Origin of the sequence: Thalassospira tepidiphila MCCC 1A03514 (assembly GCF_001662875.1) — a bacterium.
GTDB lineage: Bacteria > Pseudomonadota > Alphaproteobacteria > Rhodospirillales > Thalassospiraceae > Thalassospira > Thalassospira tepidiphila.
On record NZ_JPVZ01000002.1, the window covers coordinates 618,457 to 640,903 of the forward strand.

Below are 22,447 nucleotides of genomic sequence, written 5' to 3' on the forward strand. Positions count from 1 at the left end.
CCAAAAAATCAGAAAAAGAAAACACGTCTTCTTTGATCACGAAGTCGTAAAATAACCGGACAGAATTTCGCTGTAAATTCTTGTGAGGTTTTCGATGTCATCAACCATCGCGTGTTCATCGACCTTGTGCATGCTTTGTCCGACCAGACCGAATTCGGCGACCTCGGTGTATTTCTGAATGAAGCGCGCATCGGATGTGCCGCCGGTCGTGCTCATTTCAGGCCGCTTGCCGGTAACCTTTTCCGAGGCATCCGCAATCAGATTGGCGAGCTTGCCCGGATTGGACAGGAACGCCTCACCGGAAATCTTGACCTTGAGATCGTGCGCACCGGCATGCTCGGCACAGACATCCTCGATCCATTTTTTAAGATCGCTACCTGTGTGCTGATCATTAAAGCGGATGTTAAACGCTGCACTGACCTTGGCCGGAACCACGTTGGTCGCGGTATTTCCGGCATCAACCGTGGTGATTTCAAGGTTGCTCGGCTGGAAATGATCGGTGCCCTGATCAAGCTCGCGGGAATTGAGCACATCAAGCGTCTTGATCATGCGCGGCACCGGGTTGTCGGCCAGATGCGGATAGGCGACGTGGCCCTGTGCGCCATAAACCGTCAACCAGCCGGTGATGGAGCCACGGCGGCCGACTTTCATCATCTCGCCGAGATATTTTGGATTGGTTGGTTCGCCGACGATGCAACAATCGAACTTTTCGCCTTGCTGATCGCACCATTCGACCAGCTTGACCGTGCCATTGATCGCGTCAGCCTCTTCGTCGCCTGTGATCAGGAACGAGATGCTTTCATCGAAATCCGGATGGGCAGCAAGGAACGCATCGACCGCGCCGACAAAGCAGGCAATGCCTGTTTTCATGTCCACCGCACCCCGGCCAAACAGACGGCCGTCTTTGACTTCGCCGCCGAACGGATCGACGGTCCAGGCGGCAACGTCGCCAGCGGGCACCACATCGGTATGGCCGGCAAAACAGAAATTGCGCCCCTTGGTCCCCAGGCGGGCATAGAGGTTGTCGATAGCATCACTGTCATCGCCATCAAAGACCTTGCGCGTGCACTTGAATCCCCGTGCCTCAAGCGCCTTCTGCAACACATCAAGCGCGCCTTCATCGGCAGGTGTTACCGACGGGCAGCGGATCAGGGACTGTGCAAGTTCAAGGGCGGTCGACATTGGCACTCTCTTGGTCTTAGTGGTTTGCGTCTATATAGGAATTTGTACCTATTATTATGTTTCACGTGAAACAAAATAGGAACAAATATACATTAAGGGGCGAAACAGCCATGCGTTTCGCCCCTTATATCATGATCACATTGTGTGTCGCAGATCAGTCGCGCAGCAATTCGTTGATCGAGGTTTTCGAGCGGGTCTTTTCATCAACGCGTTTGATGATGACCGCGCAATAGAGGCTCGGCCCCGGGGTGCCATCCGGAAGCGGTTTGCCCGGAATGCTGCCCGGAACGACCACGGAATAGGCCGGAACGCGACCGACAAAGGTTTCGCCGGTGGTGCGGTCGATGATTTTGGTCGATGCGCCGATGAAGACACCCATCGAAATCACGGCCCCTTCTTCGACAATCACACCTTCAACGATTTCCGAACGTGCGCCGATAAAGGCGTTGTCTTCGATGATGACCGGGCCGGCCTGAAGCGGTTCAAGCACGCCACCGATACCGGCACCACCCGACAGGTGAACGTTCTTGCCGATCTGTGCGCAGGATCCAACCGTGGCCCAGGTATCGACCATGACACCGGTATCAACATAGGCGCCAAGGTTCACAAAACTCGGCATCAAAACGGTGCCCGGTGCGACATAGGCCGAACGGCGCACGATGCTGCCCGGAACGGCACGGAAACCGGCCTTTTTAAATTCGGCTTCGCCCCAACCTTCGAACTTGGACGGGACCTTGTCCCACCAGTTGGTGTTTTCACCCGGACCGCCTGCGATGGTGGTCATGTCATTGAGACGGAAGGACAGCAGAACCGCCTTTTTTGCCCACTGATTGACAACCCATTTGCCATTGGTCTTTTCGGCAACGCGCAGGTCGCCGGAATCCATGGCGGAAAGCGTCTGTTCAACAGCCTTGCGGATTTCACCCTGGGTAGAGGAGTTAATCTCGTCGCGGTTTTCCCATGCGACGTTGATCACGCCTTCAAGCTCGGTTCTGTTCATTTTTCGAAGGTCCTTGCGGTCAGCCAAAATTGCGTCGGCGGAGAATGGTCAATGCGCGCGCGCAAGTCAACTCCGCCAGTTTACGTAGAAACGCCTGTGTCAGGCAGATTTCCGTTCCTGATCCCGTATGGCCGATAGACATAGCCGATCATTCCGCCAAGCTCAATCCTGGAACGATGACAAATCAGCTCTTCCCTGACCGGTAGCAGGGAAGTGAACCACCCTGACTGGGCGCAGCTTTAACGGGGGGATTACGATCCGGTGTTAAGCCCGCGCAAGAAGCCGACAAGATCATCCGTTTCATGATCAATGCGCGGATCATCGCGACCGGCCTGCGCCCATTCAAGATCGGTATGCACCCAGACGGTGGTCATGCCCATATCCTTGGCCGGCAGAAGGTTTTTGGCCATGTCTTCGAAATAGACCGCACGGGTCGGGTCAATGCCATCGCGCGCGAGTAGCAGGTCATAGGGTTCCTGCTTGGGCTTGGGGATGTATTCGGCATCAACGATGTCAAAGATGGTTTCAAAATGATCAGCAATACCAAGGCGGTCCATCACCCGTTCGGCATGGCCGCGTGATGCATTGGTGAAAATCAGTTTACGGCCCGGAAGATCATTCAGCGCGCTGGCAAGATCCGGTGCCGGGTCGACCACGGACAGATCAATGTCATGAACCTTGGCAAGGTAATCGGCCGGATCGATTTCGTGTTCGGTCATCAACCCGCGCAAGGTGGTGCCATAGCGATGGAAATAGTCCTTTTGCACCCGGTGGGCTTCGGTTGCCTCGAGCTTCAGCGCATCACGGACATATTGCCCGATCAGATCAGACACCTGTGAAAACAGATTGCAGGCCGCCGGATAAAGCGTGTTGTCGAGATCAAAGATCAGAACGCTGTCATCGTCGACACGGGGCAATTCGGATCTGCGTTTCGGGGCGGTGGTCATGATCTGGGGCCTTCCGGATATGCTTGTTGGACAGACGTGCCTGGCGCGCGTGTCAGGCAGTCGACATTTGTATGCGATCCTTACGGCGTTGCAAACCATCAGGATCAATCAGAACTACAAATGGTGTACCCGTGGTCATTTGTTCGCCGTTGAATTGCAGGGAGCCAAGCGAGAACGGCACAGGGGTTTAAAACGGCCAAAAAGAGCAAACATATATTGGGTTCTTGTTTGGGATCCGCATCTGGGGCCTTGGGCTGCGCGTATCAAATGTGATGGAGGTTCGGCCCGGAAAACCGGGCGAGGACATTATTATCCGTCCGCATAGGAAATTCAGGTTTTGTAAAACCCTTGTTAAGTAGAAGCAGTGAAAATGACCGAAAGCCATTAAGGCGATCAGACTGGTTTCCGTGCTCGGGGGAAGGGAATCACTTGTTGATCCGGGCAGCGTGAGAGGGTGCATTGGATAAACTTATAAAGGCGCGAACAACCGAACTGCGCAAAGAGAGAAACCGTTTTGCGGCATTGGCTTTTGTCTGGGGGGATCTTCTTCTGGAACTGGACGGAGATCTGCGCATTGTTTTTGCCTCTGGCGCATCAGACGGGATTTTGGGGCATGGGCCACAAGATCTGTCGGGGAAGTCGTTCATCCAATTCCTGGCCAAACAGTATCGCCCGCTGGTGACAGAGATGTTGCGGGTCGCGCGCCGCCGCGGGCGCATGGACAATATTCAGGTCCGCTTCAATCAGCAGGCCGACATGTTAAGCCCGCCGGTTTCCATGAGCGGGTATTTCCTGCCTGATCTTGGCGATCATTTCTTTGTCGCGCTCAGGGTTGCGATCAATGCCCTGTCGCCTGATGTTGCCGCCAGCCTTCAGCGCGACACTGCTACGGGACTTCTTGATGAGGAAAGCCTGTCAAAGGTCGTCACGGAACGGTTGATGGCGCGCCGGGAAACCGGGATCGAGCACAAATTTACCCTGATGACCCTCAATGCGTTTGATCCGCTATGCGCGCGGATGAAACAGATCGAACAGGCGGAAATGATGGCCAGCGTCGGAGCCTTTCTGCGCGCCCATTCGGTTGCGGGCGACACGGCCGGGCGACTGGGGACAGAACAATTTGGCATGTTACATCGCGCAGATGTCCCGATTGGCGATCTTGAAAAACGGATCGAGGAATGTGTGCGCGATGCCGATCCGACCGGGGTTGGCATCGAGGTCAGTTCATCGGTGACCGATTTTACCGCCGAGCTGATCCCGCCGGGCGATCTGGCGCGCGGGGTTTTGTATTCCATCCGGCGGTTCTGTGACCGGCAGGAGCACAGCTTTACGTTTTCGCGCCTGATGGGGCAGGCGGATAATCTCGTCAACAATACCTTTTCGGCGATGCAGGATTTTGGCACCCGGGTCGATCAGTTGAAGTTCGATACGGTGTATCAGCCGATTGTGCGCCTGCCGAATGCGGAAATCCATCATTTCGAAGTGCTGGTAAGGTTCTATGACGATGATGGCAAACTGATCCCGACACAGGAACTGGTCAGCTTTGCCGAGCAGGTCAATATGGTCCATCGTCTTGATCTGGCGATGTTGCGCCGAAACCTTAAATGGATCACCTCCCAGCTTGATCAGGGGATAACCGCCCGGGTTGCTGTGAATATTTCCGGCCATTCGTTGGGAAATCCGGATTTTTGCCGGTCTGTGATTGCGCTGTTTGAGCGCCATCGCGAAGCACTTGGCCAATTGATGCTTGAGATCACCGAAACCGCCGAAATCAGCGATATCGATACGGCGGCAAAATGGATTGCCCGTTTCCGTGAATTCGGGGTCGAGATCTGCCTTGATGATTTCGGCACCGGTGCGTCGAACTTCCGGTATCTCAGCGCAATGGATATCGATTATGTAAAGATTGACGGCGAATCAATCCGGCAATCGACCAAGACAGCCAAGGGATTGGCGTTCCTGAGATCGCTTGTCGATTTGTGCCACGACATCAATGTCGAGGTTGTCGCCGAGATGATCGAGACAGACAAGATGCGCGAACTTGTGACCAAGGCCGGTTTTGACTATGCGCAGGGCTATCTGTTCGGCAAGCCAGAGGCCGACATTACGCTGTACTGGCGTGATTCTGTGTACAAACGGTGATACTGGCAGGCAAAGACAGTCCCGGTCGGGGAAATTGAGCCGCGCGAAGCGGCGTTAACTGGCCCGATCAGTTTTTGCTGTCCTCGGAAGTCACGCCATATCGGGCGAGGATTTTTTCAAACAGGCCATTTTCCCGGATCGCCATAAGCCCGTTGTTCAGTTCCCTGAGCAATGTCTTTGGGTCCCTTGCTTGGCGCGAGATGCAGGCAAAGTAGGGATTGGTCGAAATCACCTTGGAATGGACATTCTCGATATCGGTGATGGTGTGTTGCGAATGATGCAGCTCGTACTCCATCGGCGCCTTGTAGGACAGGGCGGCATCGATACGACGTGACAGCAGCATATTAAGAAGGGTGGCCTCGTTATTGACCACCAGAACATCAAGACCGGCTGCACGCGCGGTTGATTCAAGGCTGTAACCGCTGACCACACCAATGATCATGTTTCTGGCATCAGAAATCTTTTCCAGTGATTGCAGGGCGGTCTCCCCAAACGCATAGAAAGCGACCCCGACATGGCCGAGCAGGTAGGAGTAAAACATATCCTCTTCGCGTTCAGGCAGGTAGCTGCACGAACACAGGCCATCAACCTGTCCGGTACTGGCAAGGAAATAGGCCCGTCGCCAAGGGTAGAATGGCGTGATCAGGGTGATGTTGCGCGTGGCAAAAGCGGCGCGCAATATTTCGATGTCATAGCCCGGCAAAGCAGCATTTTGGGCAATTTTTGAGGGCGGGAACGGATTGCACGCGAGCGTAACGGTACGCTGGTTACCAGCGGGGGGGATCAGGGTGTTCTGGGCCGATGCCGCGCTGATTGTGCCAAGCAGGGCCAAGGCACCAAGGGTCAGGCCAACGATCTTGCTGGCCATGCGCAGATGTTGGCGCGCGCCGATAGCAGAGCGGCGCAAAGGCACATATGAAAGAATACCGGCCCACTTTCCCACGATATTTTTTAACCGCTCTAGAAGAATAACGAAATCAATATGCTATCACGCTTTGGCGGATAAGGATGCGTTATTCGCGCGATGCATGAAACAATTTAAGGTAGAAAGATTTACAAATAGTCACGCAACAAAAAAGGCCGGTGTCAAACACCGGCCTTTTTGAATATCAATGCCCGAACTTATTCGGCGGCTTTGACTTCCGCGCTGTTGCGGATGGCAGCTTCGCGGACATCATCAGTGACATGTTCTTCGAACTTCGCGAAGTTCTTTTCAAACAGGCCGGTCAGGTTGGTGGCAGCCTTGTCATAGGCAGCCTTGTCTTTCCAGCTTTCGCGCGGGTTCAGAACATCGGCCGGGATATCGCCGCATGCGGTCGGATAGGCCAGACCAAAGAACGGATCGGTCGCAAATTCGGCATTTTCAAGATCGCCATTCAGCGCAGCATTCAGCAGGCCACGGGTATAGGCAATCTTCATGCGCGAACCAACGCCATAGCCGCCGCCGGACCAGCCGGTATTGACCAGCCAGCAATTGGCTTCGTGTTTTTCCATCATTTCGCCAAGCAGCTTGGCGTAAACCGACGGATGACGCGGCATGAACGGCGCACCGAAGCAGGCAGAGAACGCAGCAGTCGGTTCCTTGACACCTTTTTCGGTGCCGGCAACTTTCGCGGTGTAACCCGACAGGAAGTGATACATCGCTTGTGCCGAGGACAGCTTTGCGATCGGCGGCAGAACGCCAAAGGCATCACAGGTCAGCATGATGATGTTTTTCGGATGGCCACCACGACCGGTTTCCGACGCATTCGGAATGAATTCGATCGGATAGGAAGAACGGGTGTTTTCGGTGTGACGGGCATCGTCGAGATCAAGCTCGCGCGATTGCTTGTTCATCACAACGTTTTCAAGAACGGTACCGAAACGCTCGGTCGTTGCGAAGATTTCCGGTTCTGCTTCCTTGGAAAGCTTGATCACCTTCGCATAGCAGCCGCCTTCGAAGTTAAAGACGCCGTCTTCGCCCCAACCGTGCTCGTCATCCCCGATCAGGGTGCGCGATGCGTCGGCAGAAAGCGTGGTTTTACCGGTACCCGACAGGCCAAAGAACACGGCGGTGTCACCATTCTTGCCCATATTGGCCGAGCAATGCATCGGCATGACGCCCTTGGCCGGAAGGATGTGGTTAAGAACCGAGAAGATCGATTTCTTCATTTCGCCGGCATACCAGGTGCCGCCGATGATGACCATTTTGCGCTCAAAACTGACCATCACGAAGACTTCGGAGCGGGTGCCGTCGTCTTGCGGGTCTGCCTGAAGGCCCGGTGCATGCAGAATGGTAAATTCCGGCGCGAAGTCGCGCAGTTCTTCTTTCTGCGGCTGGATGAACATGTTGCGGGCAAAAAGGTTATGCCATGCGTTTTCGTTGATCACGCGCACCGGCAGGCGGAAACGCGGATCGGAACCGGCAAAGCAATCCTGAACGAACAGTTCGGTGCCCTGGAAATATGCGCGCACTTTCTGATAGAGGCGCTCAAATACTTCCGGGCTGACCGGGCGGTTTACATCGCCCCAATCGATATCTGCCTTGGTGCTTTCTTCTTCGACGATGAAGCGATCCAGCGGGGAACGGCCGGTATGTTCGCCGGTAAGGGCTACAAAGGCACCGCCTTTGGCGATTTTACCTTCGTTGCGACGGATCGCATGTTCATAAAGGCCGGCAGCGTCAAGGTTCCAGTGAACGGCGCCAAGGTTTTTGAGGCCATGGGTTTCAAGGCCTACACGGCTGACAACGGGTCCTGATTGCAGCACGAAACTCTCCTGGTGGGAATGAAAATCTGGGGGTTAATGTCCTATTTTACACTGCCAATTGTGGGTAATTGGAAGCGCTGAGACATATTGTTACAAAGGTGTCTTAAAAGCAACCGCTCCTTTTGCCTTATACCTAGGAAAACGTAAGTGTTTTTGCGTTTGCGAAAATTACATTTTCAGGGTCGCGGGTTTAATGTTCAGAATACAAATGGTCCGACTTATGCGCGCCATATTTTGCACATTTTGACCAAAATTTCGCGTGCCTCGTCCGGCGTTCGGACCGGGGCCGGGAAGTCGATTCTAAGCGGTGCGATATCGTCAGAATTGGCGCTCAGAACCATGCCATCGCAATCAATCGATTGCATCTGCCAGCCAACACTGGGGTCGGCAGTAGTGAAGTGACCAACGATGCCAGAAAGGGCATCGGCATGATCGGCATTCATATGCGCAACGATCCCGTCATGGCCGTCGATCAGTGCCTGACAGTCTGGCAGGATCAGTTTGTCAGCCGAAAGGCGGCGTTGTTTGCCAAATCCGCCCACCCAATAGGCAGCCGTGATTACCACCCGATAGAACCCGAAATCGGCAAACCCGGCATATTGGGCGGCATCGGGATGGGTTTGCAGATAGCGTCTTTTCACCCGGTCAAGGTCAGTGGCGGCTCTTACCGGCATGGCGCGCCCGAAGATGGTCAATCGGGCGGTATCGGTTTCAATTGTGGCCGTACCATCGTTGTTTTCGGCCAGATCGTGGTTTGTCACCAGAAGCGAAACGCGATTGTCGGCCTTGATATGACGGGTGTGATCAGCAAGTTCAGAAATCAGAAGGCAGGGCGTGCCATCGATGTCGCAGGCCGGAACAACCATCGATGTCACCGGCCAGCCATCAGGGATCTGAGCATGATCGTGCGCGGTTGTTGCCAGAACGGCCCGTCTGGCATGACGCAGCATCTGGCGCAGGGCGTGTGATGACGGTGCGGTATCTGATGACATGGAATGCCGGTGCCTTGTGGTTGTTGCCCATCAACAGATAAAGCCAACTGGCCTGCCGCGCAACCAAACCGAAAACCTGTTTTGATCACGATAAAGTTGCAAAGGTTAGTAATCCATAGGTTGAAAAAATAAATCGCGTACGCACCTGTAGTAATGGGATCGCGTGACGGACGATGTGACGACGGATGGGCTCGAAAATTGCCGGTCACAGGGCTGTAATCCGTTTTGCGTGATCCCATATCGCATATCAGCATGTGTTGTTGTGATGAATTTTAGCGAGAGGTTTCGGGGAGACTGCCAAGGTCGTTTGTATCCATTTTGAGGGAAATGGGTGTTACCGATCTGGTGTGTGCAGAAAAACAATTGGCGGTCTGGGAAACGGATTTCGTTTTCCAGCGGCGCGATTGAACAAAGGATACAACGTTGATTGAGCCAGTTATGTCGGAAACCTGGCCGTTGAAGGCAGGTTCTCACACGGATGATGAGCGGCAAGGTGATCGAACGTGGCGGATTCTTGTCGTTGATGATGACAATGACGTACATGAGGCGACTGACTTCGCGCTGCGCAGGGTGCAGATTCTTGGCCGACCGCTTGAGTTGATTCATGTTTTTTCGGCTGAAGAAGCGCTTAAAATCCTTCATATGACACCCGACATCGCAGTGATTTTGCTTGATGTCGTCATGGAACGACCCGACAGCGGATTGCGTCTGGTCGAGGAACTCCGCGCCGAAGGATATCGCGAGCAACGCATCATTTTACGGACCGGTTATCCCGGTGATGCGCCTGAAAAACAGGTCATCCGTGATTACGAGATTGACGACTACTGGTCCAAGGACGAGTTGACCCGTACCCGTCTTGTCACGTCGCTGACAACGGCGATCCGGACGGTTGATTATGTCAGGGCGCTTAAGGGAACGCGCGCCGGTCTGGAAATGGTGATCGAGGGCACCCAGTACCTTTACCAAAACAAGAGTATCGATATCTTTGCCGAGGGGGTTTTAACCCAGCTTGCAGCCATCCTGCGGGTTAGCCCGGAAGGTGGTGTCTGCGCACTTGCCGAGTTGTCTGATCAGGAAGATAACCTTGTGGTACTTTCCGGTATCGGGCGGTTTGCATCCTACGTCGGGAAAAGACTTACGGACGTCGAAGATATCGATCATGACCTGATTTCAGCGGGGGATAACAACGGTACGGCACCGGTCATTTCCGGCAACAAGATCCTGTTTAGCCATCGAAGCGACACCGGACGCCGATTGTTGATCTATTTCGTTCATGATCAGGTCTTAAGCCCGGAAAATATCGTCCTGGTTGAGGTGTTTGCCACCAATCTTGCGATCTGTTTTGACAATCTGGCCTTGATTTCAGAGTTGGCGGAGCTGGCATTTGTCGATCAGCGTGCCGGACTTCCCAATCAGAACGCGTTTGATCGCGAACTGATGCATATGACGCGAAATGGCAGTGACGCGGCAATTGTTGCGATGGTCGCGATTGAAGATGCCGCACAGTTTTGCGTTGCTTTTGGCGTGAATTACTTCGATCGGGTCATCACCGCGGTTTATGATCGGCTGCGCTCGGTTGTTGGTGACAACGTATTGGTCGCGCGCGTCGGGGAATACACGCTTGGTCTTGTTGACAGCACCGGAAAGGTCGAAGTTTCAGCCATTGAAGAAATTTTTGATGAGACGTTCGAAGTGGTCGGGAGCCCGGTGGTGGTGCGCGGGACCATCGGGATTGTGCGCGGCAATCCGCAAGGCCGCCGTGCCAGCGACATCCAGCGCGCAGCAAGGCTGACATTGCTGAAACAAAAGCAGAGGGCCCCGGGGGGTACCGCTGAGTTTGAGCCGTCCATGGCCGATGAAGTACAAAGTGCCTTGCAAATGGTTGGCAAGTTGCGCGAAGCGGTGCGGGATCGAAAACTGACCTTCGTGTTCCAACCCAAAATCTGCCTGAAAACCGGTGCCGTCATCGGTAGCGAGGTTCTGTGTCGTTGGATCGATGAAGGACAACCGGTTTCCCCCGGTCGGTTTATCCCGGTTGCCGAGCGCGCCGGACTAAGCGGCGAGATTACTTTGCAGTGCCTAGAGGCGGTTACAAAGCTGAACGCAATGCTCAGGCAACAGGGTCTTCAGCCTCTGCGGGCTGCGATTAATCTCGCAGCCAATGACATTGACAATATCGATTTCATTAACCGGTTGATCGAAGCTTGTGAAGACCATCAGCTTGGCCCGGAAAATGTCGGTTTTGAAATTACCGAAACCCAGCGTTTTACCAATGATGGTGAGGCAACAGCCTGTGTTCAAAAGCTGGCACGCCAGGGATTTGAGATTTGGCTGGACGACTTTGGCACGGGATATTCGTCGCTCAATCACCTTGATATTTTGCCAGTGCGTGGCATCAAGATTGACAAGTCCTTCATCAGCGGCCTTTCGGCAGGCGGGTATGCCAGTCATGTTGCTGCAACTGCTGCAAGAATTGCGCAAACCCTTGGTATCGAAGCAGTTGCAGAGGGTATTGAAACCACCGATCAGCAAGAAATTTGCAAGGATCTTGGCATTCAGTTTGCGCAAGGTTTTCTCTACAGCCCCGGACTTCCCCCGGAAAAATTTGTCGAATGGGTGAAAAGCCACGATAACGACGGGCGATCTGACAATGGTTGACGCGCAGCAAAATTCGCCATCTGTGACGGACCATACCTTGCCACTGGTGGAAGGCCGGAAATCCCGTTGGCATCAGGACGGTTACTTTTGGCGGGTCACCAGTCTTCTTGCGGTTTGCGGGATGCTGATCTTTTTCGGTTTGATGACATTCTGGCACACGCTTGAAGCAAGTCGTGAAGACGAACAGACGGTGCGTCGGTTGGTCGTTGACGTCACCCATCGCGCGGCAGATCTGCAGCAATGGTATGAAACCGCCATCCAGACCGTGAACCTGTCGATCCTGCATCCGGCGGTACAGGAATTTGAAACCCAGCCTGAGGCAACCATCAGATATTTCAGATCCCTGGCCCGCGAAGTGCAACGTTTCAGCCAGCTTCGTATCGTTTTGCCGTCTGGCATGGAAGCTGTCCGGGTAGATGCGCGCGGTAATGAGGTGATTGTTACCCCGGAAGACGAACTACAGGATAAATCGGATCGATACTATATGGAGGCGGCCCGGTCATTGAGCCCGGGGCAGGTCTATGTCAGCAGGCTTGATCTGAATGTCGAAAATGGCGAGATCGAAGTACCCTGGCGTCCGACGACCCGCTTGGTTGCACCGATCAGCGGGATCGATGAGAGCGTTGTCGGCTATCTGATTGTTAATCTGGATATGGGCGCGCCATTGGTGCCGTATGGAACGGCACTTAACGGCGTGACACGAACCGAGCTTGTCAATCCGGATGGATACTGGTTGGCCGGGGCAGAAGATGATCGCAACTGGGGGTTTATGTTGCAACATAACGCCTCGGTCGCGCAGGTGGACCCGCAACTTTGGCAACGGATCAAATCCGTGCAATCGCAAGGTGGCTTTGAATATGCGGGCCGTATTTACGAGGTCGAAACCCTTCCGATTGAACGGATGCTGAGCAGTTTTACAAGTGGCAGTATGCGATCAGAATCCGCCAGATACCATATTGTCGCAAGTTCGCCCGCCTATCAGGTCTGGGCGGGAAACAAGGCCTTAGAGGTGATCTTTGTATGCCTTGTTCTGGTACTGATTTGGGTGCTTTCAGGCGGGATCGGGTATCTTATGTTGCGGCGGCGACAAACCGCAGAACTGCAGGCACTTTTGACCAAGGATTTGCTGGTTCAGGGGCGCATGGCATCCCTTGGCCGGATTGTGGCCGGGGTATCGCATGAAATGCGCACCCCGCTTGGCAATGCCCTTACGGTGACGACGACCATGGCCGATGATCTGCAGGATTTGCAGCAATCCCTGATCACGGCGGGGGATTTCGATGAAGAACGCACTGAGATGATCAATGCGCTTATTGATGGCAACCGGATTGTTCAAAAAAATATTGGCCGGACCAAAGAATTGCTGAAACATTTCAACCAGACAGCCACGGATCAAACTGTGCACATTCATCGCAGTTTCGATCTGAGCAAGGTTATCTCAGATCTGGTGGCGACATTGCGCAATCAGTTCAAAAAGACAGGCATTAAACTGACGGCAGTTCTACCGCCCTCGGCACATCTCGACAGTTACAGCGACGCGATTGATCAGGTGATCCTCAGCCTGATCATGAATGCCCATCAACATGCGTTTGTCGGCCGCGAAAAAGGCGAAATCAGCATCCGGTTAAGCGAACGGGATGCTGATAATTTCCTTCTTGAAATTGCAGATAACGGCATCGGTATCGCACCGGAAAATCACGACAAGATTTTCGAGCCGTTCTGGTCGCTTGACGGCACGACGAGTGGCAGCGGCCTTGGATTGGCGATCATTTTGAACGTGGTGCAAAACACCCTTGGCGGGAAGATCAAGATTTCATCTGTTCCAGGATCCGGGACCGTGTTTCAGATTGTCTTGCCCAAAACCGCCCCGATCCGTGACGGCGCCCAAGAAAGCCCGTTCTCGGTCAAGGATGAAGCGCCGATAAGCCCGGCCGGTTTGGAAATGACCCAATCGGGTTAATTAATCTGAACAGGGGGAAAGGGCTGCGTCTTTGTGATCAGCCCGGCGTTGTTTGGCTTTGGAAATGACGCGTTTTTTGGTGCCGTCGCTCATGGTCATCCAGGAACCGATTTCATCGCCGGTGCGATAACAACCCATGCAGTAACCCGATTTCGGATCAAGCACACAAGTGCCAATGCAGGGGGATTTGACGGGCATGATGATGGGCCTGTAAACGCGAAAACAAAGATTTCAGACCCATAAAAAGCAGTTTCGCGCGCAGCAATCAAGGGGAGGATCTTGGGCTGCGCGCGAAACGAACGGGGGAATGGCCGGTTATGGCTTAAATCAAATCACTTAAAGGCGATTGAACCACTCGCGGACCTGACGGTCGGCCTCTTCGCGTTGAATGCCATAGGCTTCCTGAATCTTGCCGACCAGTTTGTCTTGCTGGCCGTCAATGGTATCGACATCATCGTCGGTCAGGCGACCCCACTGTTTTTTGACGTCACCGGTAAGCTGTTTCCAACGTCCTTCGATTTGGTCCCAATTCATTATCGTCTCCTGTTTTGGTTGACGGTTTGCTCGACCAAGGGATGTTGTGCCCTTTGCTAGAATCAACGAAGCAGCAGCGGTGTTGTTCCAAATTGTTTTGCCAGATCGGTTCGGGCATTCGGTTAGGGCAACCGGCTACAGGAGCGGGTGGCAGCATTGCCCGTGGTGTGCTTGCCATATCGTGCCCGGGACGCTATAGCCCCCTACAGTTCTTTTTATGGAGTTGTTTTCGCACCGGCCCGAGACCTGCTGTCCGGTGCGGCACGGAGGAAGATATGCGCGGCTATTTCGGGATTGGAATTGAAGGGGCAAGCAAGCCTTTGAATGTGGGCACCCTGTTTCGTTCTGCCCATGCCTTTGGCGCAAGTTTTGCGTTTACGGTGGATGCAGATTTCCGTGAGGAACGCTCCAACATCACCGATACATCGAAGTCGGGCGAACAGATACCCTACTATCATTTCCCCGATCACGAAAACCTGTTCCTGCCGCAAGGTTGCCGCATGGTGGGGGTCGAACTGACACCCGATGCGATTGAACTGCCAAGCTTCAAGCATCCGTCGCAGGCCGCCTATATCCTGGGTCCGGAACGCGGAAACCTGTCTGATGAAATGCAGGAAAAATGCGATTTCATCATCAAGATCCCGATGAGTTTCTGTGTCAATGTGGCGATTGCCGCCAATATCGTGATGTATGACCGCGTCATCAATCTGGGCCGGTTTGCCCCGCGCCCGGTGCGTGCCGGTGGCCCCACCGAACCCAAGCCCGAAGCCCATTACGGCGGCTGGATTTCACGCACGCGCGACAAACGCAAGGGTGACCCGGAAAAGTTCCGTCAGGCCCCGCCGCCGGATTACTCCGTAATCGACGGTTCGCTTGATGATGACGATGCCTGATCACGGCATCAAGCTACCCTGAGCAAAAAAAGAAGCAACGGCCGCGAGGGAGGAGCACGGCCGTTGCTGTGTGTGATCTGCGGTTTGCGTTGCCTTGACAGGGGGGGCTTGGCACGCCACGCAGATCAGGGTGTTTGATGATGCTCAGGCGGCCTTGTGATCGGTCGCTGTATCTTCCTTGTTTGTCGTGTCGTCCTGTTCGGGGTCTTCGATCTTGTCATCGGGGCGTTCGCCATGCGGGTTGCGCAGAAGGTTTGCAATCATGCGCATGCCGACTTCGCCCTGAAGGGTCAAAAGGCTTTCGGGGTGGAACTGCACGGCACTGATCGGCAGGCTTTTGTGGCGGATGCCCATAATCACCCCGTCGTCACTGCGTGCCGTGACCGTAAGGTCGGTTGGCATTTCAGCCGCCTTGGCAAACAGGGAATGGTAGCGTCCGACAACGATGTCTTTGGGCAGGCCATCAAACAACGGATCGGTTGTATCGAGTTTCACCTTTGACGGTTTGCCATGCATCGGTGTGACAAGTTGGCCGAGTGACCCGCCAAAGAATTCGACAATCCCTTGAAGACCAAGGCAAACCCCGAACACCGGCAAGCCCGCGGCAAGAGCGCGTTCGATGCTGTCGCGCAGGTGATAGTCATCCGGCCGGCCGGGACCCGGTGACAGGAACACCAGATCAGGTTTGAAATCCTCGAACGCCTGATCGGGGAAGCCAGGGCGGAGTGTGAGCGTTTCGGCACCCGTCGCGCGGATGTAGCTGGCAAGGTTTTGCACAAAGCTGTCTTCGTGATCGATCAGAAGCACGCGTTTGCCTACACCCGACACCGTGGGATCAAGGGTGACTTCATCCTTGGCATCGCGGGTGACGGCATCGATCATCGCCGATGCCTTCAATACGGTTTCGGCTTCTTCGGCGTCCGGTTCGCTATCAAACAGAAGCGTCGCACCCGCACGGACTTCGGCGACACCCTGTTTGAGCCGCACGGTGCGCAACGTCAGGCCGGTATTCAGATCGCCATTGCACAGAACAGCGCCAATCGCCCCGCCATACCAGGCGCGCGCACTGCGTTCGACGGCCTCGATATGTTTCATCGCGGCACGCTTGGGCGCACCGGTGACCGTGACCGCCCAGCAATGGGTCAGGAAGGCATCGAGCGCATCAAACCCATCTCGCAGGCGACCTTCGACATGATCGACCGTGTGGATCAGGCGGGAATACATTTCGATCTGACGCCGGCCCAGAATACGGATGCTGCCCGGTTTGCAGACGCGTGCCTTGTCGTTGCGATCGACATCGGTACACATGGTCAGTTCCGACTCTTCCTTGGCCGAGTTCAGCAACGTGCGGATATTTTCAGCATCCTCAATCGCATCGCGGCCACGCGCGATGGTGCCGGAAATCGGGCAGGTTTCGATACGCTGTCCCTTGACCCGGACATACATTTCGGGCGATGCGCCAATCAGATGTTCACCGTCCCCGAGATTGATCAGGAAACCGTAAGGGGCCGGGTTGCGACGCTTGAGACGGCGGAAAATTTCCGATGGTTTGACATCACAGGCGGTGCGGAAAACGCGGCTGGGCACGACTTCGAACAATTCCCCGCGCGCAAAGCGGTGCTTCGCATCCTCAACAATGGCGGCATATTCGCCCTGTTTCATATCGTTTTCGATGGCGGCGTTGTTGCCGCGTGATGGCGGATGGGGTTGTGAAATGCGCTCAAGGCCTGCAGTGCTGCGGCCATCGGGGGCGATGAATTCATAATCAAAGCGGGTGGCGACGCGTGAGGCATGGTCGACTGTGACCATCTGATCGGGCAGGAACAGATGGATGTCCTTATGGTCAGCCGGGCGGTCCTGGGCCAGATTGATCTGTTCGAAATGAAGCGCGATGTCATAGCCAAACGCCCCATAAAGCCCAAGACGTTCATCGCCCTTGTGACCGAACAGATCACGCAGTGCGCGCACCACGGAAAACAGGCTGGGTTGCTGACTGCGCTCTTCTTCGGGGAACCAGGCGGCGGGTTTTTTGACCACGCCATACAGCCCGTCTTCGCCGTTGGTCAGGCTTTCGACATGGGGATGGTTTTCAAGCGCACTTGCGATGACATCAAGCAACACCCGCCCGCGATCATTAAGCGCATGCACGGCAAAGCCGCGTTCGCGCCCGACAATTTCAAGCGGCGGGGCATCAAAGCCCATATCCCAACGTGAATAGCGCCCCGGAAATTCATAGCTTGAAGACAGCAACACGCCCTTGGTGGCATCAAGCGCATCAATCAGGCCTTCGGTTGCGTTTTCATAAGGCATTTCGGTCATGCGGCGGATAACCGAAACACCGCCATCGGTGGTGTAGCGATATTCGCTGCTGTCAGTGGAAATGCCGGTCTGGCTTGTCGGGGTCGTCACGTTTTTTACTCCTGTGTGGGCCTTTCGCCGCAGGAGCCATGTGATCTTAAGACAAGGAAGAAGAAGTCTGAAAACACAAAGCCGCCTGCAAGAATGAGGCGGCCGGTATGTTTAGGGCACGAGTTTTGGCCGCCCGCTTAAGCGAGCCACCACCAACGATTTGCAATGCGGGTCGGGTTCATGCCGTGTGTTTTCATGACGCAACCATGTGCCCAAAAAAACCGGGCGTCAAGACTTTTGCGGCGTGGGTGTTGTTTCGGTGTCGTGCAGTTCAAGGTGAAGCGGCTGATGGCAATGCGGACAGGTCAGGATTTCATCGCTTTCATTGCGATGGACATCGCGGATGTCCTCGATGATCGACTGGGCCTGTTCTTCGCTGATGCCGAGTTCTTCCTGATGGGAACGCAGTTTGTGGCGAACCCGTTCGGTCAAACGTTTGCCCAGCAACTGGCGGGTGGCCTGATGGCGATATTCGCTTTCGCGCCTGCGCAGTTCGGCGTTAAAGGCCGACGCCAGAATACCGGCCGGGACGGCAACAATCCCGATCCCGGTCAGCGAGATGATGCTGGCAAGGAATTTGCCAAACGGCGTAATCGGCACAACATCGCCATAGCCGACTGTGGCAAGCGTAATGACACTCCAATAAAGCGCATCAAGCAGGTTGGAAAACTGTTCGGGTTGGGCTTCGTGTTCGGCGAGGTAAATCGCCCCGGCACTGAAAACCAGCATGCAGGCAAGGGCGGCACTGGCGGCGCCAAAAATGCCCATTTGCTGGCGAAATACCAGCATCATCAATTCCAGCCCGGTGGAATAGCGGGTGAATTTCAACAGGCGCAGCAACCGGACAATACGGATAAAGCGCAAATCAATGCTGGTAAAGAACCACAGGAAGATCGGCAGGATCGCCAGAAGGTCAATCAGCGCCATCGGGGTTAGCATATAGCGCAGACGCGCAAATCGGCCGCTAAAGCGTGGATTGTCCGGGGCGGACCAGACACGCAGGCCATATTCGATGGCAAAGATCAGCGTGCAGACGATCTCGATTGTGGCAAACAGAATGAAATAGCGTTCGGCAAAGGCTTCGACCGAGTCAAAGATCACCGAGACGACATTGACGATGATCGCGCTGGCCAGAACCAGATGCACAAAAAGCGAAAACCGCGACTCCCGGTCAACACCGTGCAGAAGTTTCTGGGTTCTTGATCGAAGGGTCGGTTTCATGTCGCGCGTACTCGGTCCGGGCAATGGAGTGCACTATTGCCCGGGCAGTTTTGCGCCCAATCATTTCAGAAATGGTTAAATCAGCTCTGCTCGCAGTCGCTCAGAGGTATCAGTACCCTTTTGCCGCCTGGATGAAGGCCGAGATCTTGCGCGGGTCCTTAACGCCCTTGCTCCGTTCGACGCCGGATGACACATCAACCCACGGGGCACCTGTAATCTTCACGGCCTCGGCGACGTTGCTGGGATCAAGGCCGCCGGCCAGCATCCAGTTGCTTTGGAAGTTCTGACCGGTCAGAAGCGTCCAGTCGAATGAAACCGCATTGCCACCGGGAAGGATGCTGTCCTTGGGTGGTTTGGCATCAAACAGCAGGAAGTCGGCAACGCCGTCATAGTTCTTCTTGGCGTTTTCGATATCGTTTGCGGTGCTGACAGAAATGGCCTTCATGACCTTGAGGCCAAAGCGTTCCTTGACCTCGGCCACGCGTTCCGGGCTTTCCTTGCCATGAAGTTGGATGACGTCGAGATTGCCGGCCTTGATCGCATTTTCAAGCGCCTCGTCACCGGCTTCGACAAACAGGCCAACCTTATAGATGCTGTTGGGGACCCGTTCGGTGAGCGTCTTGGCGCCCTTAAGCGAGATATGGCGCGGGCTTGGCGGGAAAAAGACATATCCAAGCGCATCTGCCCCGGCACTCATGGCTGCAATCGCGGCATCTTCGCTGTTAATTCCACAGATTTTTACCATGCAGGTCATCGGGGCATCCTGTTCTTGTCGTCGCTCTAAACTTCTTGGAAAACGCTTGTCGCGTCAGATTGACTTAACAGAAATGACCACGATCCAACAGGATATTTGCGTTTTGTCGTGGCTTTCCACTGGCAGGATAATCATTGCTGCGCTATTTTCCCGGCCATGAGCAAGAACACAGACCCTGCCGCGGGCGAAACCGGCGAAAACACAACCCACTTTGGTTTTCGTGATGTTCCCGAAAGCCAGAAGGCATCCATGGTGCGCGAGGTCTTCGACACTGTTGCGTCGAAATATGACCTGATGAACGATCTGATGAGCGGTGGGGTGCATCGCTTGTGGAAAGACAGTTTCATCAACGAGCTCAAGCCGCGTCCGGGCATGAAGTTGCTCGACGTTGCCGGGGGTACTGGTGATATTGCGTTTCGCTTCCTGAAAAATGGCGGCGGCTCTGTCACGGTTTGTGACATCAACTATGAGATGCTCCATGTCGGGCGCGACCGCGCGGTTGATCACGGGATCCTGAAAAACATCAACTGGACGGTCGGTGATGCGCAGAAATTGCCGCTGCCCGATCAGTCGGTTGATGCCTATACCATCGCCTTTGGCATTCGTAATGTGACGCGCATTGAAGAAGCGCTTTCGGAGGCGTATCGCGTCCTGCGTCCGGGTGGAAAGTTCCAGTGCCTTGAATTTTCCAAGGTCGTCGTGCCGGGGTTCGATAAGCTGTATGATACCTATTCATTCAAGCTTTTGCCCGAAATCGGACGGTTTATTGCGGGCAATCGCGAAGCCTATCAGTATCTGGCGGAAAGCATTCGCAAGTTCCCCGAACAGGAAACATTTGCATCGATGATCCGGGCTGCTGGCTTTGAGCGGGTAAAATACCGCAACCTGTCTGGCGGGATTGCGGCCATTCATTCCGGTTGGCGGATATAAGGGCGTTTGACGCATGATCCGTTTTATTCGTAACAGCTTTCGCCTGCTTGCCATGGCGCGTACTTTGGCGCGCTATGATGCGCTGTTTCCGCTGGCCCTTGTACCGGGGGGGAAACTTGTCGCGTTTCTGGCCCGCCTGACAGCCCCGTTTTCGCGCCGGTCTGATTTGCCACCGGGCAAGCGCCTTGCGCGTGCGCTTGAGGAATTGGGCCCGGCTTTCATCAAGCTTGGCCAGACCTTGGCGACCCGATCCGATTTGATCGGCGATGATGTGGCCGCCGACCTGTCGTCGCTTCAGGATCGCCTGCCGCCGTTTTCGGCCAAGGTTGCCAAACGCATCATCACCGAACAGCTGGCCGAACCGTTTGACGTGCTGTTTGCCGAATTTGATGAAACGCCCGTTGCCGCAGCATCGATTGCGCAGGTGCATTTCGCGACCACGACCGACGGGCGCGAAGTGGCGGTCAAGGTCCTGCGCCCGGATATCCGGTATCGCTTTGCGCGCGACATGGACCTGTTTTACTGGATTGCGGAACTTGTCGAACTGACCCAGCCGCGCCTGCGTCGTCTGAAACCGATTGAAACGGTCAAGGCGCTGGAAGACAGTGTCCATCTTGAGATGGATCTGCGTTTCGAGGCGGCGGCAGCATCGGAGTTCCGCCAAAATTTCGAAGACGATCCGACATATTACATCCCACAGATCGATTGGGAACGTACCGCCGAGCATGTGATGACCATGGAGCGGGTCAAGGGCGTGCGTATCGATAATGTCGAAGCCCTTGATCGCATGGGCATTGATCGGTCTGATTTGCTGGCCAAGGCGGCCGGAGCATTTTTCCAACAGGTTTTCCGCGACGGTTTTTTCCATGCCGACATGCATCCGGGCAACCTGTTTGTCGATGAAAACGGCCGGGTCAGCCTGGTTGATTTCGGCATCATGGGCCGGGTGGACAAACAGACGCGTCTGTATCTGGCCGAGATGCTGCTGGGCTTTTTGACGCGTGATTATCACCGCGTGGCCGAGGTCCATTTCGAAGCAGGGTATGTTCCGCGCAACCAGTCACTTGAAAACTTCCAGCAAGCCTGCCGTTCAATTGGCGAGCCGATCCTGGGCAAGGAACTGGCCGATATTTCCGTCGGCCGGTTGTTGGGGCAGTTGTTTCAGATTACCGAACAGTTCGGCATGGAAACGCAGCCACAGCTTTTGATGCTGCAGAAAACCATGATCGTTGCCGAGGGGCTTTCACGTATTCTCAGCCCGAATGAGAATATGTGGGAACTGTCACGTCCGCTGATCGAAGACTGGATGCGGGAAAACCTTGGCCCGGAAGCCAAGATCAAGGAAGCCACCCTTCAGGCGGGCACCATGTTGCGCCGACTGCCGCGCGTGATCGAAGCCGCAGAACAGGCATCCGCCGTCTTTACTGATCAGGGATTGCGCCTGCATCCCGACACGGTTGCCGCCATGCGTGGCAAGCCAAATAACGGACAAAGCAAACCTGGCGGATTTTCGCGTCAATCCCTTGTGATGTGGGTGGCGATTGCGGCACTGGCTGTTGCGGTTTACCTGAAATAACCCAATCACCGTCTGGGACGACACCTTGTGGGACGACCATGATGGCAGATGGCGATAAAACCATTGAAATCAGCCTGGATCGGTCACGGATCGATCTTGAATATTGCTATGATTTTATCGCTGCGTCCTATTGGGCCGCCGGGCGGACGCGCGGTGAGTTTGACCGATCTGTCGAGATGTCATTTCCTGTGGGCGCCTATTGCGATGGCCGTCAGGTCGGTTTTGCGCGTGTGGTCAGTGATCAGATCGCCATTGCCTATGTTGCCGATGTGTTTGTCGATCCGGATTATCGCCGTATGGGCATTGCCGCCAAAATGATTGATGCGTTGCATAACCATCCTGAACTAAGGCGTGTGAAACGCTGGCTTCTGGCGACAGCGGACATGCAACCGCTTTATCGTTTGCATGGTTATACCGATCTCGACGACATGATGATGATGCGTCTTGATGAAGATGCGCGGAACCGCGATCCGCTGCGCTAGGACCACATCGAAAAGCAAA

18 protein-coding genes are annotated in these 22,447 nt (G+C 54.8%); 7 read left to right on the forward strand and 11 right to left on the reverse strand.

Going from position 1 to position 22,447, the window contains the following annotated elements; all coding sequences use genetic code 11:
- Positions 1–36: 36 nt before the first annotated feature.
- From dapE to TH4_RS06890, 3 genes are all read right to left on the reverse strand, one after another.
- Complete coding sequence (gene dapE / locus TH4_RS06880) at positions 37–1,182, reverse strand: succinyl-diaminopimelate desuccinylase (RefSeq protein WP_064780412.1); 1,146 nt, start codon at positions 1,180–1,182, stop codon at positions 37–39.
- Positions 1,183–1,336: 154 nt separating this feature from the next.
- Entirely contained in the window at positions 1,337–2,182 is an 846-nt protein-coding gene (dapD, locus tag TH4_RS06885) for a 2,3,4,5-tetrahydropyridine-2,6-dicarboxylate N-succinyltransferase (protein WP_064780413.1), read from the reverse strand.
- Positions 2,183–2,433: 251 nt separating this feature from the next.
- Positions 2,434–3,129, reverse strand: coding sequence for a pyrimidine 5'-nucleotidase (locus TH4_RS06890; RefSeq protein ID WP_064780414.1), 696 nt, complete (start codon positions 3,127–3,129; stop codon positions 2,434–2,436).
- A gap of 459 nt (positions 3,130–3,588) precedes the next feature.
- Between TH4_RS06890 and TH4_RS06895 the strand changes: the two genes are divergently transcribed.
- On the forward strand, positions 3,589–5,271 hold the full coding sequence (locus tag TH4_RS06895; protein ID WP_064780415.1) for an EAL domain-containing protein: 1,683 nt from the start codon (positions 3,589–3,591) through the stop codon (positions 5,269–5,271).
- 67 nt (positions 5,272–5,338) lie between these two features.
- Here the strand turns inward: TH4_RS06895 and TH4_RS06900 are convergent, their stop codons facing one another.
- The 3 genes from TH4_RS06900 to TH4_RS06910 all read right to left on the reverse strand — a co-directional run bounded on the left by TH4_RS06900 (position 5,339) and on the right by TH4_RS06910 (position 9,011).
- Entirely contained in the window at positions 5,339–6,214 is an 876-nt protein-coding gene (locus TH4_RS06900) for a substrate-binding periplasmic protein (RefSeq protein WP_064780416.1), read from the reverse strand.
- A 179-nt stretch (positions 6,215–6,393) separates the two neighbouring features.
- Positions 6,394–8,019 (reverse strand): phosphoenolpyruvate carboxykinase, encoded by a 1,626-nt coding sequence (locus tag TH4_RS06905; RefSeq protein WP_064780417.1) that lies wholly within the window; start codon positions 8,017–8,019, stop codon positions 6,394–6,396.
- Between the two features lie 218 nt (positions 8,020–8,237).
- On the reverse strand, positions 8,238–9,011 hold the full coding sequence (locus TH4_RS06910; RefSeq protein WP_064780418.1) for a HugZ family pyridoxamine 5'-phosphate oxidase: 774 nt from the start codon (positions 9,009–9,011) through the stop codon (positions 8,238–8,240).
- A 423-nt stretch (positions 9,012–9,434) separates the two neighbouring features.
- Between TH4_RS06910 and TH4_RS06915 the strand changes: the two genes are divergently transcribed.
- Positions 9,435–11,669 (forward strand): EAL domain-containing protein, encoded by a 2,235-nt coding sequence (locus TH4_RS06915; RefSeq protein WP_157097710.1) that lies wholly within the window; start codon positions 9,435–9,437, stop codon positions 11,667–11,669.
- A complete protein-coding gene (locus TH4_RS06920) occupies positions 11,662–13,629 on the forward strand; it encodes a sensor histidine kinase (protein WP_064780420.1) in 1,968 nt (655 codons plus the stop codon). Before TH4_RS06915 ends, TH4_RS06920 begins: the two co-directional genes overlap by 8 nt.
- Here the strand turns inward: TH4_RS06920 and TH4_RS06925 are convergent, their stop codons facing one another.
- On the reverse strand, positions 13,630–13,827 hold the full coding sequence (locus TH4_RS06925; RefSeq protein WP_064780421.1) for a DUF1289 domain-containing protein: 198 nt from the start codon (positions 13,825–13,827) through the stop codon (positions 13,630–13,632).
- Positions 13,828–13,965: 138 nt separating this feature from the next.
- The gene (locus TH4_RS06930) at positions 13,966–14,163 is read right to left on the reverse strand and encodes a CsbD family protein (RefSeq protein ID WP_063085705.1); all 198 of its coding nucleotides are present in this window, start codon (positions 14,161–14,163) and stop codon (positions 13,966–13,968) included.
- A 275-nt stretch (positions 14,164–14,438) separates the two neighbouring features.
- Between TH4_RS06930 and TH4_RS06935 the strand changes: the two genes are divergently transcribed.
- Complete coding sequence (locus TH4_RS06935; protein ID WP_064780422.1) at positions 14,439–15,056, forward strand: RNA methyltransferase; 618 nt, start codon at positions 14,439–14,441, stop codon at positions 15,054–15,056.
- 144 nt (positions 15,057–15,200) lie between these two features.
- Here the strand turns inward: TH4_RS06935 and TH4_RS06940 are convergent, their stop codons facing one another.
- The 3 genes from TH4_RS06940 to TH4_RS06950 all read right to left on the reverse strand — a co-directional run bounded on the left by TH4_RS06940 (position 15,201) and on the right by TH4_RS06950 (position 19,440).
- Entirely contained in the window at positions 15,201–17,465 is a 2,265-nt protein-coding gene (locus TH4_RS06940) for an anthranilate synthase component I (RefSeq protein ID WP_064780423.1), read from the reverse strand.
- Positions 17,466–17,693: 228 nt separating this feature from the next.
- Positions 17,694–18,686 (reverse strand): ion transporter, encoded by a 993-nt coding sequence (locus TH4_RS06945; protein WP_064780424.1) that lies wholly within the window; start codon positions 18,684–18,686, stop codon positions 17,694–17,696.
- Positions 18,687–18,795: 109 nt separating this feature from the next.
- Positions 18,796–19,440 (reverse strand): phosphoribosylanthranilate isomerase, encoded by a 645-nt coding sequence (locus TH4_RS06950; protein WP_064780425.1) that lies wholly within the window; start codon positions 19,438–19,440, stop codon positions 18,796–18,798.
- Between the two features lie 156 nt (positions 19,441–19,596).
- On the opposite strand from TH4_RS06950, the gene ubiE reads away from it, so the two are divergent.
- From ubiE to TH4_RS06965, 3 genes are read left to right on the forward strand one after another with little or no spacing between them, the layout of a single operon-like run.
- A complete protein-coding gene (gene ubiE, locus TH4_RS06955) occupies positions 19,597–20,370 on the forward strand; it encodes a bifunctional demethylmenaquinone methyltransferase/2-methoxy-6-polyprenyl-1,4-benzoquinol methylase UbiE (protein WP_064780426.1) in 774 nt (257 codons plus the stop codon).
- 13 nt (positions 20,371–20,383) lie between these two features.
- The gene (gene ubiB / locus TH4_RS06960) at positions 20,384–21,946 is read left to right on the forward strand and encodes a 2-polyprenylphenol 6-hydroxylase (protein WP_008889107.1); all 1,563 of its coding nucleotides are present in this window, start codon (positions 20,384–20,386) and stop codon (positions 21,944–21,946) included.
- Positions 21,947–21,987: 41 nt separating this feature from the next.
- Positions 21,988–22,428, forward strand: a complete 441-nt coding sequence (locus tag TH4_RS06965) for a GNAT family N-acetyltransferase (protein WP_064780504.1) — start codon at positions 21,988–21,990, stop codon at positions 22,426–22,428.
- Positions 22,429–22,447 lie beyond the last annotated feature (19 nt).